11 protein-coding genes are annotated in these 14,427 nt (G+C 68.0%); 6 read left to right on the top strand and 5 right to left on the bottom strand.

The features are described from left to right. Positions 1–51: 51 nt before the first annotated feature. Both ACFOYU_RS24315 and ACFOYU_RS24310 read right to left on the bottom strand, forming a co-directional pair. Complete coding sequence (locus tag ACFOYU_RS24315; RefSeq protein WP_377035545.1) at positions 52–576, bottom strand: SixA phosphatase family protein; 525 nt, start codon at positions 574–576, stop codon at positions 52–54. Then, on the bottom strand, positions 576–1,424 hold the full coding sequence (locus ACFOYU_RS24310; RefSeq protein ID WP_377035544.1) for an AAA family ATPase: 849 nt from the start codon (positions 1,422–1,424) through the stop codon (positions 576–578). The genes ACFOYU_RS24315 and ACFOYU_RS24310 overlap by 1 nt, the downstream gene beginning before the upstream one ends. Positions 1,425–1,523: 99 nt before the next feature. On the opposite strand from ACFOYU_RS24310, the gene ACFOYU_RS24305 reads away from it, so the two are divergent. The 5 genes from ACFOYU_RS24305 (at position 1,524) to ACFOYU_RS24285 (ending at position 7,249) form a co-directional block, all read left to right on the top strand. Continuing rightward, positions 1,524–2,810, top strand: coding sequence for a cystathionine gamma-synthase family protein (locus ACFOYU_RS24305; RefSeq protein WP_226741583.1), 1,287 nt, complete (start codon positions 1,524–1,526; stop codon positions 2,808–2,810). A 466-nt stretch (positions 2,811–3,276) separates the two neighbouring features. Further along, complete coding sequence (locus ACFOYU_RS24300; RefSeq protein ID WP_377035543.1) at positions 3,277–5,079, top strand: cation:proton antiporter; 1,803 nt, start codon at positions 3,277–3,279, stop codon at positions 5,077–5,079. Between the two features lie 80 nt (positions 5,080–5,159). Continuing rightward, positions 5,160–6,335, top strand: coding sequence for a VWA domain-containing protein (locus tag ACFOYU_RS24295; RefSeq protein WP_377035542.1), 1,176 nt, complete (start codon positions 5,160–5,162; stop codon positions 6,333–6,335). A gap of 5 nt (positions 6,336–6,340) precedes the next feature. Next, positions 6,341–6,910 carry a hypothetical protein gene (locus tag ACFOYU_RS24290; RefSeq protein ID WP_226741580.1) on the top strand — a complete coding sequence of 190 codons (570 nt, stop codon included), beginning with the start codon at positions 6,341–6,343 and terminating at the stop codon, positions 6,908–6,910. 207 nt (positions 6,911–7,117) lie between these two features. Continuing rightward, positions 7,118–7,249 (top strand): hypothetical protein, encoded by a 132-nt coding sequence (locus ACFOYU_RS24285; RefSeq protein WP_377035541.1) that lies wholly within the window; start codon positions 7,118–7,120, stop codon positions 7,247–7,249. Positions 7,250–7,347: 98 nt separating this feature from the next. Here ACFOYU_RS24285 and ACFOYU_RS24280 read toward each other — a convergent pair whose 3' ends face one another. Both ACFOYU_RS24280 and ACFOYU_RS24275 read right to left on the bottom strand, forming a co-directional pair. Then, on the bottom strand, positions 7,348–7,773 hold the full coding sequence (locus ACFOYU_RS24280; protein WP_226741579.1) for a universal stress protein: 426 nt from the start codon (positions 7,771–7,773) through the stop codon (positions 7,348–7,350). 16 nt (positions 7,774–7,789) lie between these two features. Continuing rightward, on the bottom strand, positions 7,790–8,110 hold the full coding sequence (locus ACFOYU_RS24275) for a 2Fe-2S iron-sulfur cluster-binding protein (protein ID WP_226741578.1): 321 nt from the start codon (positions 8,108–8,110) through the stop codon (positions 7,790–7,792). A gap of 320 nt (positions 8,111–8,430) precedes the next feature. Here ACFOYU_RS24275 and ACFOYU_RS24270 point away from each other — a divergent pair, with 320 nt between their 5' ends. Then, a complete protein-coding gene (locus ACFOYU_RS24270; protein WP_377035540.1) occupies positions 8,431–13,281 on the top strand; it encodes a hypothetical protein in 4,851 nt (1,616 codons plus the stop codon). 442 nt (positions 13,282–13,723) lie between these two features. Here ACFOYU_RS24270 and ACFOYU_RS24265 read toward each other — a convergent pair whose 3' ends face one another. Next, positions 13,724–14,416 carry an ABC-type transport auxiliary lipoprotein family protein gene (locus ACFOYU_RS24265; RefSeq protein WP_377035539.1) on the bottom strand — a complete coding sequence of 231 codons (693 nt, stop codon included), beginning with the start codon at positions 14,414–14,416 and terminating at the stop codon, positions 13,724–13,726. Positions 14,417–14,427 lie beyond the last annotated feature (11 nt).

Here is a 14,427-nt window from a genome sequence, read left to right as displayed (position 1 = left end):
GGATCGTTGAAGGGATTTCAGGCAGAACGATGGTGGGAGCGGAATGGTTCGCTAGTCGTCCTCGCCGTCGCCCAGCGATTTCGGCGTAGCGAAGCGTTCCAGGCGGCCCGACTTGCGTGCGACCTCGCGCCAGGTCTGCTGGGGGAAGTCGATCACCGCCAGTCCCGCGGTGGGGTATTTCTGGCTCATGCGGAGCATTCCGTCCCGGTCGCCGTCGGCGATGAGGAGCGCCGCGAGATCCTCGAAGCCCGGATTGTGGCCGATCATCAGGAGCGTGGACGCCTCGGGCCCGACCTCCTGCAGTACCGTGAGAAGCCGCGCCACCGGGGCCTCGTAGATGCGCCCGTCCTGGCGGGCCTCGACGTCGCCGAGGATCGGCTGGGCGAGGTCCCAGGTCTCCACCGTCCGCCGGGCGGGAGAGACGAGGACGAGATCGGGAACGAGGTCCTCGTCCTTCAGATAATGGGCCATGCGAACGGCGGCCTCGCGACCCCGCCTGGCGAGCGGGCGGTCCACGTCGAGAACGCCGGACGGCCAGGCGGCCTTGGCGTGGCGAAGAAGAAGAAGACGGAGCATCACCGTCCGTCCCGCCGGGCGATGAAGGCGAGCTTCTCGAAGAGGCTGACATCCTGCTCGTTCTTCAGGAGCGCCCCGTGAAGCGGAGGAATGAGCTTGCGGGTGTCGCGCTCGCGCAGGTTTTCGGGGCCGATATCCTCGGCCAGGAGCAGCTTGAGCCAGTCGAGCAGTTCGGAGGTGGAAGGCTTCTTCTTCAGGCCGGGCACGTCGCGCACCTCGAAAAAGATCTTCAGGGCCTCCTCGACCAGGCGGTGCTTGATCCCGGGATAATGGACCTCGACGATCCGGGCCATAGTGTCGGGGTCCGGGAACTTGATGTAGTGGAAGAAGCAGCGGCGCAGGAAGGCGTCCGGCAGTTCCTTCTCGTTGTTCGAGGTGATGATGACGATGGGGCGCCGGGCCGCCCGCACGGTCTCGCCGGTCTCGTAGACGTGGAATTCCATGCGGTCGAGTTCGAGCAGGAGGTCGTTGGGGAACTCGATGTCGGCCTTGTCGATCTCGTCGATCAGGAGCACCGGCCGGGTTTCGGACTGAAAAGCCTCCCACAGCTTGCCGCGCCGGATGTAGTTGCGGATGTCCGACACGCGCGGATCGCCGAGCTGGCTGTCCCGCAGGCGCGAGACCGCGTCGTACTCGTAGAGCCCCTGCTGGGCCTTGGTGGTGGACTTGATGTGCCAGGTCAGAAGCGGCGCATTCAGGGATTTGGCGATCTCCTCGGCCAGGACGGACTTGCCGGTCCCCGGCTCACCCTTCACCAGGAGCGGACGCTCGAGGACGATCGCGGCGTTCACGGCCACTGTCAGATCTTCGGTCGCCACATACGATTCGGTGCCCGTGAAACGCGCCATACCCACCTTCCCTGTTGCCAAAACGACCCTAGGACCGGTCGCCGCCTTTCGACAACCGCCTTCATAGGGTAAGTCCACCACAAAGGAGAGGACTGACTTATGGCTTCCAACCGCTACCACAAGGACCGAATCGGCAATCACAAGCTCAAGCCTGAGACCCTCATGCTGGGCTACGGCTACGACCCGACCCTGTCGGAAGGCGCCGTGAAGCCTCCGGTCTTCCTCACGTCGACCTTCGTGTTCAACAGTGCCGAGCACGGCAAGGAATTCTTCGATTACGTGGCGGGCCGGCGCGAGCCGCCGCAGGGTGAGGCCGCGGGCCTCGTCTATTCCCGCTTCAACCACCCCAATTCCGAGATTGTCGAGGACCGCCTGGCCATCTTCGAGGAGGCGGAGGCGGGCCTTCTCTTCTCGTCGGGCATGTCGGCCATCGCAACCAGCATCCTGGCCTTCGCCAAGCCCGGAGACGTGATCCTGCACTCGCAGCCGCTCTATGGCGGCACCGAGACCCTGATCGCCAAGACCCTGGCCAATCTCAGCATCCAGGCGGTGGGCTTCGGCGACGGCGTGGACGAGGCAGGCATCCGCGCCGCCGCGAAGGAGGCGCAAGGCAAGGGCCGGGTGTCGATCATCAAGATCGAGACGCCCTCGAACCCGCTCAACACCCTTGTGGACATCGCCTTCATCCGCACCATCGCGGACGAGATCGGCGCCGCCCAGGGCCACCGTCCCATCATCATCTGCGACAACACCCTGCTCGGCCCGGTCTTCCAGAAGCCCCTGAAGGACGGCGCGGACATCTCGGTCTATTCGCTGACGAAATACGTGGGCGGCCACTCGGACCTGATCGCCGGCGCGGCGCTGGGCTCCAAGGAGCTGATGAAGCAGGTGCGCCTCCTGCGTTCGGCCATCGGCACCCAGCTCGACCCGCATTCCTGCTGGATGCTCGGCCGCTCGCTGGAAACCCTGGCCCTGCGCATGAACGCGGCGAACCGCAACGCCGAGATCGTCGCGGCCTTCCTCAACGATCACCCCAGCGTCGTGAAGCTGCACCACCTCGCCTACCTGCCGGAAGGCTCGCGGGCGAAGGAGGTCTACGAGACCCAGTGCAGCGCCCCCGGCTCCACCTTCTCGTTCGACGTGAAAGGCGGCGAGGCGGAGGCCTTCAAGGTGCTCAACGCCCTGCAGGTCTTCAAGCTGGCGGTGAGCCTCGGCGGCACCGAGTCCCTGATCTCGCACCCGGCCTCCACGACCCATTCGGGCGTGCCCAAGGCGACCCGCGACCGGCTCGGCGTCTCCGACGCCACGATCCGCGTCTCCATCGGCATCGAGCACCCGGACGATCTCGTGGCCGACCTCGCCCAGGCGCTGTCGACGCTGGATTGAGAACGGAAAGGCCGGGCGCAGCAAGGATGGGGGCTGCGCCGCTCCCAAGTCCGCCCGGCTGGCGCCTCCGTGGCTCTCCTCCCCACGGACCTCGGGCTTGCCGGAAGCGCCGACCGGCTCTCCTTCCCTACGAGCCTCGGCCGGTTCAAAGGCTCATGCGGATGGCGCCGCCCTGCTCTCCTCCCCCTTGTGGGGAGGAGGTGGAGGTGGGGGTGTGGGCGCCACACCTTCATAGGCTATCGCTCACACCCCCACCCTGGCCCTCCCCACAAGGCGGAGGGAAGTGGCGTCGCGCTGAATTGCCTCGGCTCGAACAAGATCCCGCGCAGCCTCCCCAAGCCGCTCGGAGGCGCATGGAGCAGGCAGCACGCCCGCACCTGCGGCATCGATGGCGGGACCTGCCTGGAATCCAGCCTTGCACGAGGGGTTTCGATGAACCCACAATGGGCCGAAATGGACAGATCAGATGGCCGCCTCGATTAACCTGCATGCGTACCAGGAACCGATTCTCTTTCTGGCGACGGCAGGAATCATCGTCCCTCTGTTCCACCGCCTCAGGATCAGCCCGGTTCTCGGCTTCCTGGGAGTCGGGGCCCTGCTGGGGCCCTACGGCCTCGGGCGGCTCGTTCCGGATTACCCCTGGGTCGACTGGCTGACCTTCACCAATCCGGAAGGAACGTCGCATCTCGCGGAGTTCGGCGTCGTCTTCCTTCTCTTCACCATCGGCATCGAGCTCTCCTGGCAGCGTCTGCGGACCCTGCGCAGGCTGGTCTTCGGCTTCGGCACCCTGCAGGTGGTCCTGTGCGCCCTGGCGCTGGGCGCCCTCGCCCTGGAGCCGGTCGGGAACCTCACGGGAGCGGTCCTGGTCGGCCTCGGGCTCGCCCTGTCCTCCACCGCCATCGTCATTCCGGTCATGGCCGAGCAGAAGCGGCTCAACACGACGGTCGGGCGCGCCAGCTTCTCGGCCCTGCTGTTCCAGGACCTCGCCGTTGCGCCGATCCTGTTCACCATCGCGGCCCTCGACACGACCCAGCCCGAGGTGACCGTGTCGTCCTTCCTGTGGGCGCTGCTGCAGGCCGCCCTGGCGCTCGCCGTCATCGTCGGCCTGGGCCGGGTGATCCTGCGCCCGTTCTTCCAGCTCGTCTCGGCCACCAAGAGCCCGGAACTGTTCATGGCCGCCTGCCTGCTGGTCGTGATGGTGACGAGCCTGGTGGCGGCCGTCAGCGGCCTGTCCATGGCTCTCGGCGCCTTCATCGCGGGCGTGCTGCTCTCGGAGACGGAATACCGGCGGGCGGTCGACGTCACGATCCAGCCCTTCAAGGGGCTGCTGCTCGGGGTCTTCTTCGTCTCGGTCGGCATGAGCCTCGACGCGTTCCGCTTTCTGGAGCAACCGCTGGAAATCCTGGCGGTCGCCACCCTCGTGATCGCCCTGAAGGCCGTCATCATCTTCGCCCTCGCGCGCCCGTTCGGCCTGAACCGCTCGGAGGCGGCGGAAACCGGACTCCTCCTGGGCCCCGGCGGCGAATTCGCCCTCGTGATCCTCGGCAGCGCCATGGTGGCGGGGCTCGTCCCGGTCGGGGTCGGCCAGACCCTGCTCCTCGTGACCACCTTCACGATGATCGCCATACCGCTTCTCGCCCGGGTCGGGCGGCAGCTGAGCCGCAGGCTGGAGAGGCGCCTGCCCGTGGATCCGGAAATCGCCGCCCCTCCCCCCGCCGACGAGGTGGGCCGCGTCATCGTCGCCGGCTACGGACGGGTCGGCCAGCTCGTGGGCGACATGCTGGCGCGCCACAAGGTGCCCCATCTGGCCATCGACATGGACCCGGCCCGGGTGGCGGCCGAGCGCAAGGCGGGCAAGCCGGTCTTCTTCGGCGACGGCTCCTACCCCGAATTCCTGCGCGCCTGCGGCATCGACCGCGCGCTCGCCCTCGTCATCACCCTCGACACCCTGAGCTCCGTCGAGGCGGTGGTGACCGCGGCGCGCCAGGAGAACCCCGACATCACCATCGTGGCCCGCGCCCGGGACGCCCGGCACGCGGTGCAGCTCTACGACCTCGGCGTCGACGATGCGGTGCCGGAAACCATCGAGGCCTCGCTCCAGCTGAGCGAGGCGGTTCTGAGCGACATCGGCGTCCCCATGGGCCTCGTCATCGCGTCGATCCACGAGCGCCGGGACGAGTACAGGCAGATCCTGCGCAACAACAACCGCAAGCGCGATGCCTCCCTGGGGGAGTTCCGCGCGAGGCGGACGGCGGGAAAATCGTCCTGAGCGCAGTCCGAGACGGCGCTTTCGGGCGACGGGCCGCCTTTCGCCCTTGACCTCCCGGCCCGTTGCCGGACACTGGCGCCATGTTCCTGACCCTCTTCACAGAACTGCGCGCCGCCAAGGTTCCCGTTTCCTTGCGGGAATACCTTGCCCTGCTGGAAGCGCTCGACCAGGATCTGGCGGACAAGAGCGTCGAGGAGTTCTACTACCTGTCGCGCGCCTGCCTGGTGAAGGACGAGCGCCATTTCGACAAGTTCGACCGGGTCTTCGGCCAGGTCTTCAAGGGCATCGAGCGCCTGGGACAGACCGGCACCGAGGCCGAGATTCCCGAGGAATGGCTGCGCAAGCTGGCCGAGCGCTACCTGAGCGAGGAGGAGAAGCGCCAGCTCGAGGCCATGGGCTGGGACAAGCTCTTCGAGACCCTGAAGGAGCGCCTCAAGGAGCAGAAGGGCCGCCACCAGGGCGGCAACAAGTGGATCGGCACCGCCGGAACCTCGCCTTTCGGCGCCTACGGCTACAACCCGGAAGGCATCCGCATCGGCCAGGACAAGAACCGCAACTTCCGCGCCGTGAAGGTGTGGGACAAGCGCGAGTTCAAGGACTTCGACGACAATGTGGAGCTGGGGGTGCGCAACATGCGCATCGCGCTGCGCCGCCTGCGCCGCTTCGCCCGCACCGGCGCGGCGGAGGAACTGGACCTCGACGAGACGATCCACGAGACGGCCCACAAGGGCTATCTCGACGTGCGCCTGAGGCCCGAGCGCCGCAACGCCGTGAAAGTGCTGCTGTTCCTGGACGTGGGCGGCTCCATGGACTGGCACATCCAGGTGGCGGAGGAGCTGTTCTCGGCGGCCCGGCTCGAGTTCAAGCATTTCGAGCACTTCTACTTCCACAACTGCGTCTACGAGAACCTGTGGAAGGAAAACCGCCGCCGGTACGACGAGAAGATCCCCACCCTCGACGTGATCCGCACCTACCCGTCCGACTATCGGGTGGTCTTCGTGGGCGACGCCTCCATGAGTCCCTACGAGATCGTGACGCCGGGCGGCTCGGTTGAGCACTGGAACGAGGAGCCGGGCCAGGTCTGGATGCAGCGCATTCTCAACCACTTCCCCAGGGCCGTGTGGCTGAACCCCGTGACGCAGTCGCATTGGGGCTATACTCAGTCGATCAGCCTCATGCGGCAGCTCTTCTCAGACCGCATGTACCCGCTCAATCTCGAAGGCATCGATCAGGCGATGCGCGAACTGGTGCGCTAGACCTCATGACCCAGACCTACCAACACAGCCCCCGCCCGGTCGGCGGGCCGATCAGCTTCAGCCTGGAAGGAGACCGGCTCACCGTCGATTCCGGCCGCAAGGTGCACGAGGTCCGCCTCGGGGCGGTGGAGTCCGTGCGCATGGTCTACGAGCCGGGTCGCTTCGGACACAAGGCCTTCCGCACCAAGATCAGGATGCAGGACGGGAAGACCTTCTCCTTCTCGTCCGTCAGCTGGAAGAGCATGATCGAGGCCGAGCAGCTCACCGCCCCCTACCGGGCCTTCACCCAATCCCTGTTCGCCGCCATCGCCCAGGCCAACCCGAATGCCCGCTTCGTGGCCGGCAAGCCCTATTGGGTGTGGCTGTCGACCACCGTCGTCGCCGTCCTGTCCCTTCTCGCCATGGCCGTCCTGATCTGGCGCGCGCTCCAGATGGGCTCCACGAGCGTCGCGCTCATGGGCGGGCTGTTCGCTCTCCTGGGCGTGTGGCAGATCGAGCCGATGGTGAGGCTCAACAAGCCCCGCCCCTTCAGGCCGGAGGCGCCGCCGGCCGACCTGCTCCCCGGCCGGGCCTGAACCTCCGACGTCGGCGGCGGAAGGCTGCAATCTGGGATGGAGCGACCCGTACGGCACCCTGTCGCCGCAGGCGAAGCCGTTGACGTTTCTACGGAAAACCGCTTGCAGAGGACGATATTCCGGTTGACGCCCCTTCCCGCCCCCTTAATGTAACAATGTTAGCTTTCCGGGAGCTCCGGCTGCCTGGAACATCGAAAGGGAACGGCAATGAAGATCAACATGCTCGTCAAGCTTGCGCTCGCCTTCGCTCTCATCGGTTCGGCCGTGGTCGGCACCGTCGCGATGCAGAAGGACGAGAGAATCGTCCTGGCGGGCGACCCGACCCAGTGGGAGCGTTGAGCCACCAGTGCAAGGTCTGAACCGACCTTCCAAGCCGCGGCACTCATCTGCCGCGGCTTTTTCTTTGAGGAAGCACTTCAGAGCAGCGAGCGCGAAGCTCAGGTCCGCACCACCAGCACCGAGCATCTCGCATGGCGCACGATGGTGGAGGCGTTGGAGCCCAGAAGGAAGGTCGCCATGGTCGGCCGGTGCGACCCGATGACGATCAGGTCGGCCCCGGTCTTCTCCGCCTCGTCCAGCACTTCGTTGTAGATGGAGCCGAGGCGCACCACCGCCGAGACGCGCTCCGCCGGCAGCTTCACGGCCGCGGCGAGTTCGGCCAGCTTCTTCTCGGCCTCGGCCTGCTGCTCCTCGTCGAAGGCGGGCGGCATGAACTCCATGTAGGTCACCGGAACGACCGGCCGCACATAGATCAGGCGCAAGGAGCCCTCTGCGCCTCGGGCCAGCTCCACCGCCTTCTCAATGGCAGGCTTGGCGGCCTCGATCTCGACGAGATCGACGGGAACCAGGATCGTCTTGAACATGGGGGCAGTCTCCGGATCAGCCTTGACGTGTGGGAGTGCGGACGACGAGGCCGTCCAGTTCGGGCCGGACGCGGATCTGGCACGACAGGCGGGAATTCGGGCGGACGTCGAAGGCGAAGTCAAGCATGTCCTCCTCCATCGGCTGCGGCTGGCCGGTGGCCGATTCCCACGCCTCGTCCACATAGACGTGGCATGTGGCGCAGGAGCAGGCTCCGCCGCACTCCGCCTCGATCCCGGGAATTCCGTTGCGCACGGCGGTTTCCATGACCGTGGCGCCCTCCTCCGCTTCGACGGTGCGGGCGGTGCCCTCGGGATCGATGAATGTAATATTGATCATTGCGGACCTCTGAGTATCGGCGCATATTTAAGACAAGGTGCGCCGGAAGACGAGTGAACGAGCGCGGCGACCTGCCGTCTTTTCGCCTCATTTTGCCTCGCACCACTGGTTACCGAGCCGTTAACGACGTTCTCAAGTGGCACCGGGCATCGGGTTTCCTTCGCTCAGACCCGCCGCTAGACTTGTTTGGTAAATGGCAGATTACCAAACGGAAGCACCGTCAGGGGCGTCCGGAGCGGGCTGAAGCTGCGCAAATCCCTTTTTCTTCAAAGGGATGAGCAAGGCTGCAACCACCATTCAGTTGCGTCACGAGGCAGATCATGGCGATCGAGAAAAAGAAGATGAAAGATCCGGCGGAGGCAGCCTTGTCGGCGGTCGAGCAGGCGCTCAATCTCGACGAGACTTTTGTGATTCAGCCCCCGGACAGGTCGGACGACGCTGCCTCCCGCGACGAGCCCCGGCTGCCCGATATCGACGATCACGACTTCACGAAGGGTCCCTTCGGCCTCGATTCCGACGGCCCGGGCGATCAGGCCGAGACCCGCGAGGGCCGGTCCGATGCGCGCCCGGAGGATACCTCCCGTGCCGGTTTCGTCGCGCCCGACCGCACCGCCGTCGCCAACGACGACCGGCAGAATGTCGGCGTGATGCTGCAGGCCCTGCAGGTCCGCCCCTCGGGCAGGGCCTACACCCTGGCGACCCTCGCCTCCCTGCTCTGGCTCGGCGCGGCCGGAGCCTACGTCTATTCCCTGGGCATCACCATGCCCGACCAGCTGCTGACGGTCTTCACGCCGACCCAGCTCGCCATCGGCACCGCCCTTCTGCTGGGGCCGATCCTCCTGTTCTACATCGCCGCGATGCTGACGGTCCGCTCGCAGGAGATGAAGCTGGTCGCCCGCGCCATGGGCGAAGTCGCCGTGCGCCTGGCCCAGCCCGAGAGCTTCTCCACGGATGCGGTCCTGTCCGTCTCGCAGGCCGTGCGCCGCGAGGTGGCGGCCGTCGGCGACGGCGTCGAGCGCGCCCTCGCCCGTGCCGGCGAGCTGGAGACCCTGGTCCGCAGCGAGATCGCGACCCTGGAGCGCGCCTATTCCGACAACGAGATCCGGATCCGCTCCCTCGTCGACGAGCTCACCACCCAGCGCGAGGCCATCGTCACCAATGCCGAGCGCGTGCGCGGCGCCATCACCGGCGCCCAGCAGAACCTGATCCAGGATCTGGACGAGGCCACCGAGCGCGTCGTGTCCAGCGTCACGGGCGCGGGCGACCGCGTGACCGGCTCCATCGAGCAGCGCGGCGAGCAGATCACCCAGGCCCTCGGCCGGGCCGGCGAGCGCGTCGTCGAGGAGATGGCGAGCCGCGGCGTCGAGCTCGTCGAACGCATCTCCGGCACCAGCGAAGAGATCAAGACCGGCATTGCCGAGGTCGGCACCACCATCACCAGCGCCCTGGAAAGCAAGGCGCAGGACATCACGGGCGCCTTCGAGCGCACCGGGGACGTCCTCACCCGCCACCTGCAGGAAGGCGCCAGCCAGGTCACCCGCACCCTGGCCGAGACCGGCCGCGGCGTCATCGATGCCCTCGCCCAGCAGGGCAACGACGTGCGCGAGGCCTTCGAGCAGACCGCCCGCACCCTGGAGGACAGCTTCACGCAGCGCGGCAGCGAGATCACCGAGAAGCTCGCGGCGACGGGCGGCGTGATCGCCGACGACATCTCGGCCCGCACCGCCGAAATGCGCGACCAGATCGCCGCCGCCGGCTCGACCGTGAGCGAGGAGATCGTCACCCGCGGCACCATGATCCGCGAGCAGCTCTCCGCCACCGGCGCCTCCATCGTGGAGGAACTGGGCACCAGCGGCAGCAACCTGCGCAACGAGTTCGCCTCCACGGCGAACGCGATCCTCGAGGACCTCTCGACCCGCGGCACCAGCCTGCGCGAGCAGCTCGCCTCAACGGGCACCGAGGTGGCGGACGAGATCGTCGCCCGCGGCAACACCCTGCGCCAGCAGCTCGCCTCGACCGGCACGAGCATCGTCGGCGAGATCGTCCTGCGCGGCACCGAGTTCCGCGAGCACCTCACGGCCACGGCCGGCAGCGTCACCGAAGAAATCACCCAGCGCGGCAACGAGGTGCGCGAACATCTGGAAGGCGCCGTGCGCATGGCCGACGAGGCCATCGGCACCCGGGTGGAGGACCTCGCCGTCCGCCTGGAGACCGCAAGCCAGCGCGTCAGCGAGTCCGTCACGGTCCAGGGCCAGGCCCTGGAGGCCAGCCTCAGCACGGCCGGCGACCGGGTCGCCACGCTCATGGCCGACCGGGTCGCGGAATTCCAGACGGCCTTCGAAACCCGCGGGCAGGAATTCTCCGAGACCCTGTCCCGCCATGCGGACGAGGCGCAGCTCCGCCTCGCCTCCACCGGTAAGGACATCGTTCTCGCCATCGCCACGCAGGGCTCGCGCGTCAACGAGGCCCTCAACCGCACGGCCGAGACGGTGGACACCCGCGGCCGCGAGATGGAAGAGACCCTCGGCACCCGCCTGTCGGCCTTCGAGGACGTGATGCGCCGCGGCGGCGAAGTGGCCGAGCGCATTTCCAACGACGTGGGCAACCTCACCGAGACGATCAGCGGCCGCTTCGAGGAGATGGACCGTCTCATCACGGTCCAGGGCCGCGCCATGTCCGAGTCCTTCGCCGAGCGTGCCCGCGAGGCCACCACGGCCATCGAGACCCAGCTCTCCGCCCTGGAGGAGCATGCCTCCCGCCGGGCAACCGAGATCACGGCCAATTTCGACACCATCGTCGAGCGCGTCGACCAGACCCTCGGCGCCCGCGCCTCCGCCCTCAACGAGGCCCTCGTCATCCGCACCGGCGAAATGGCGCGGGTCATGGCCGAAGGCGGCCGCGACGTGGCGAACTCCCTCCAGGCCCGCGTGGACGAGATCAGCCAGGCCATCACGGCCCGCACCGGCGCCATCGCCGAGACGATCTCGGCCAAGGCCGAGCAGATCGGCGAGGCCCTCGACGCCCGCGCCACGGCCATCAACCGGATCCTCGGCGACCGCGCCGGAGAGATCACGGAGACCCTGGGCGCCCGCGCCTTCGAGATCAACCAGACCCTCGGCAACCGGGCCGAGGAGATCGCCGCGACCCTCGACCAGCGCGTCACGAGCTTCGAGGACCGGGTGGTCAACCGCCTCGACGGCGTGGCCAACGCCATCGAGGAGCGCGGCCAGACGGTGCTCGGCTCCCTCGGCAGCCGGATCGACGAGATCCGCGGGATCTTCGACACGCAGGGAGCAACCCTCGTGGCGAGTCTCGACGAGCGCAGCGCCACCATCGGACGCGAAGTCGCCGCCGTCAGCGAGACGACCCTGCGCGCCCTGGAGGAGCGCAGCAATGCGGTGGTCGAGAGCCTGCAGCAGCGCAGCTCCGGCATGCTCTCCGCGCTCCAGGAGCGCACCATGGAGCTCACCGCGTCCTACGCCCAGTCGACCGAGGCCCTGCGCAGCTCCATCGACCAGACCACCTCGCAGGCCGTCGAGACCCTCGTCGGCACCAACCAGCGCCTGCGCGGCGAGCTCTCCGAGGTGCTCGACCGGCTGCAGGATGCCAACCGCCTGCTCCAGCAGGTGGCGGCGAGCGCCAGCGGCAATCTCGGCGCCATCGAGGACGGCCTCGGCGGACAGGTGCAGCAGATCCAGAGCCTTCTGGCGGAAGTCGCCGCCCAGACGGGCCGTGCCTCCGAGCAGGTGGCCGACCAGGTCGAGGCGCTCCGCTCCGTGTCGACCGGCGCGGTCCAGCAGGCCTCCGAACTGGCCCAGAGCCTCGAGCAGCGCGGCCGCTCGCTGACCGACGTCACCCGCGAGCAGATGCAGACCCTGACCGAGGCCGCAGCGGCCCTGGAGCGGGTCGAGGCCCGCATGGATGCCGCCCTGAGCGGCCGCCAGGAAGCCCTCACCGAGGTTCTCGCCCGCATCAATGACCGTTCGCAGGAACTGGAGACCGTCACGCGCACCTTCACGGCGCTGGTGGAAGGCTCGCTGCAGAACGTGGAAGGCAAGGCCCGCCAGATCGGATCCGTGCTGGCCGAGTCGGCGCAGGCCACCACCCGCGCCATCGGCGATCAGTTCGAGCTCATCCGCTCCTCGACCGGCCAGGAGGGCGAGCGCACCGCCGCCGCCCTGCGCACGGCCTACGAGCAGGCCGCCGCCGAGATGACGGAGGCGCTCAACAACGCCACCGCGAAGTTCCGCGACACCATGGGCGAACTGCGCGGCATGACCGGCCAGATCCAGCGCGAGCTCGAAACCACCCGGGCCGAACTCCGCCGCGGCGTCGTCGAGATCCCGCAGGAGACGCAGGAGACCACGGCCAACATGCGTCGTGTCGTCGCCGACCAGATCAAGGCTCTCAACGAGCTCTCGGCCCTGGTCTCGCGCTCGAACCGCGCCGTGGACGCCATCCCGGCCGCCCAGCCCCGCCGGGTCAACGAGGCTCCCATGGCCTCCGCGGCCGTGGTCCACGAGCCGCGCCCCGCCCCGGCTCCCACACCTGCTCCGGCGTCGGTTCAGGCGGCAGCCCGGCCGGTCGAGCAGCGCGCTGCTCCGGCTCCGGCTCCCGTCCCTCCGCCGGCTCCGGCGCCTGCGCCGGCTCCCATGGCGACCCGTCAGCCCACCCCCGCGCCTGAGCGCCCTGCCCCGCGGCGCGAGGAGGCTCAGGCCCGCGACGCCGCCGCGCGCGGCAGCGGCTGGCTGTCCGACCTCCTGAACCGGGCCTCGCGCGAGGACGGACCGCCGCGCGGTCCGGGTCGCCCCGACCGCTCCCGGGTCAACAGCCTCGAATCCCTGGACTCGATCTCGGTCGACATCGCCCGGATGATCGATCACGACGCGGCCGTCGAGCTGTGGGATCGCTACAAGCGCGGCGAGAGCAACGTGTTCACCCGCCGCCTCTACACGATCCAGGGTCAGCAGACCTTCGACGAGATCCGTCGCAAGTACCGGCAGGACGACGAGTTCAAGCAGACCGTCGACCGCTACGTGGAGGAGTTCGAGCGCCTGCTGGCGGAGGTCTCCCGCGACGACCGGGATTCGATGCTGACGAAGACCTACCTGACCTCGGAAACCGGCAAGGTCTACACCATGCTGGCCCATGCGAGCGGCCGCTTCGACTAAGCCGCCGACGCATCGCCACCGTCACCTGAAAATGGCCGGCCTCGCGCCGGCCATTTTCGTTTGCGGATCGAATCCCGCACGCTGCGCCGGGCCGCCTCGATGGAGGAGATGCGGCAGCAACGGCGTTTGAGCCCGCCCGGTCCCCGTGGGTGCATCCTCCCTGTCCCTAGGAGACGCGAACACCGTCCCGGCAAAGGCTTCAGTGCTGTCCGGAGATGCCTCGCTTTTCCGGGAGAGGCTGTTGGAGCGGCAGGATGGGTCCGTCGCCTGAGCCGACTGAGGCCTTCCACCCTCCCCAGGGGGAGGGAAAGCGGTGGCGCTGCATCGCGCAACGTCGGAGCCTCTCACCCCAACCTGACGGTTCCGGCTTCACCGGGAGAGGCGAAGGGCGATGGAAACTTGGGCGGTTTCGCTTGCCGTTCTTCCGGCGACGTCTGCGTCGTTATGCCGGCGGCGGGCTGGCCTCGTCGCGGCGCTCCTCGCGGGGCGGGAGAGTGCTGACCGTCTCGGCCGGTTCGTCCCTGCGGGGCAGCGAACTTCCGCTGACCCAGCGCACGATGTCGAGCATCGCCACGGAAAGGGCCTCGTCGAGGCCGCGGACGGCATTCGGAGCGTCGATGGCGACGACCGGGGCCCGGGCCCTGAAGATCCTGCCGTTGACGATGCGGCCGTTGGCGTCGTTCACGATCTTCACCGCGATCTCCACCACCGCCTCGTTGCTTGGGGTGGCGATCTCGAAGCTGCGCAGTTCGGAGACTAGCTGGACGTCGGCCACGGCGCCGCTGCTCGGCCTCGCGACGCCGCGGATATGCGAGGAGTTCTCGAAGGTGTTGATCAGCTTGGTCTGGACGAGCCTCGGCAGGTCGTCCGCCCATTGCCCGCCCCCCAGGAAGGAGATGGCCCCGGTGGTGGTGTCCTTCACGAGGATCTGCTGCTCCGAGAGCACCTGAAGCGCCGAGGGCTCCGCCACGAGCACCTGCACCCCCGATGCGCCCCGGATCCGCGACGTGGGCGCCGAGAGATCGTAGGTCGTGGGCGCCGGCGCCGAGGAGCAGGCTCCGGCCATCGCCGCGAGGACGAGCGCCGGGGCCAGGCGCCGAAGCGGGCAAGCCCTTTCGGTGGATGAGGAAAGCACGGAGGATCCAG

The organism is Microvirga sp. GCM10011540, assembly GCF_042650665.1.
GTDB classification, from domain to species: Bacteria; Pseudomonadota; Alphaproteobacteria; order Rhizobiales; family Beijerinckiaceae; genus Microvirga; species Microvirga lenta.
Note: the sequence above shows the minus strand (reverse complement) of the source record. Positions and strands in the feature narration are given on the sequence as shown.

Excerpts from the sequence above, each read along its gene's own strand:
- ACFOYU_RS24300 (WP_377035543.1), top strand. The coding sequence starts at position 3,277 with ATGGCCGCCTCGATTAACCTGCATGCGTACCAGGAACCGATTCTCTTT.
- ACFOYU_RS24310 (WP_377035544.1), bottom strand. The coding sequence starts at position 1,424 with ATGGCGCGTTTCACGGGCACCGAATCGTATGTGGCGACCGAAGATCTG.
- ACFOYU_RS24280 (WP_226741579.1), bottom strand. The coding sequence starts at position 7,773 with ATGTTCAAGACGATCCTGGTTCCCGTCGATCTCGTCGAGATCGAGGCC.
- ACFOYU_RS24295 (WP_377035542.1), top strand. The coding sequence starts at position 5,160 with ATGTTCCTGACCCTCTTCACAGAACTGCGCGCCGCCAAGGTTCCCGTT.
- ACFOYU_RS24305 (WP_226741583.1), top strand. The coding sequence starts at position 1,524 with ATGGCTTCCAACCGCTACCACAAGGACCGAATCGGCAATCACAAGCTC.
- ACFOYU_RS24290 (WP_226741580.1), top strand. The coding sequence starts at position 6,341 with ATGACCCAGACCTACCAACACAGCCCCCGCCCGGTCGGCGGGCCGATC.
- ACFOYU_RS24315 (WP_377035545.1), bottom strand. The coding sequence starts at position 576 with ATGCTCCGTCTTCTTCTTCTTCGCCACGCCAAGGCCGCCTGGCCGTCC.
- ACFOYU_RS24270 (WP_377035540.1), top strand. The coding sequence starts at position 8,431 with ATGGCGATCGAGAAAAAGAAGATGAAAGATCCGGCGGAGGCAGCCTTG.
- ACFOYU_RS24285 (WP_377035541.1), top strand. The coding sequence starts at position 7,118 with ATGAAGATCAACATGCTCGTCAAGCTTGCGCTCGCCTTCGCTCTCATC.
- ACFOYU_RS24275 (WP_226741578.1), bottom strand. The coding sequence starts at position 8,110 with ATGATCAATATTACATTCATCGATCCCGAGGGCACCGCCCGCACCGTC.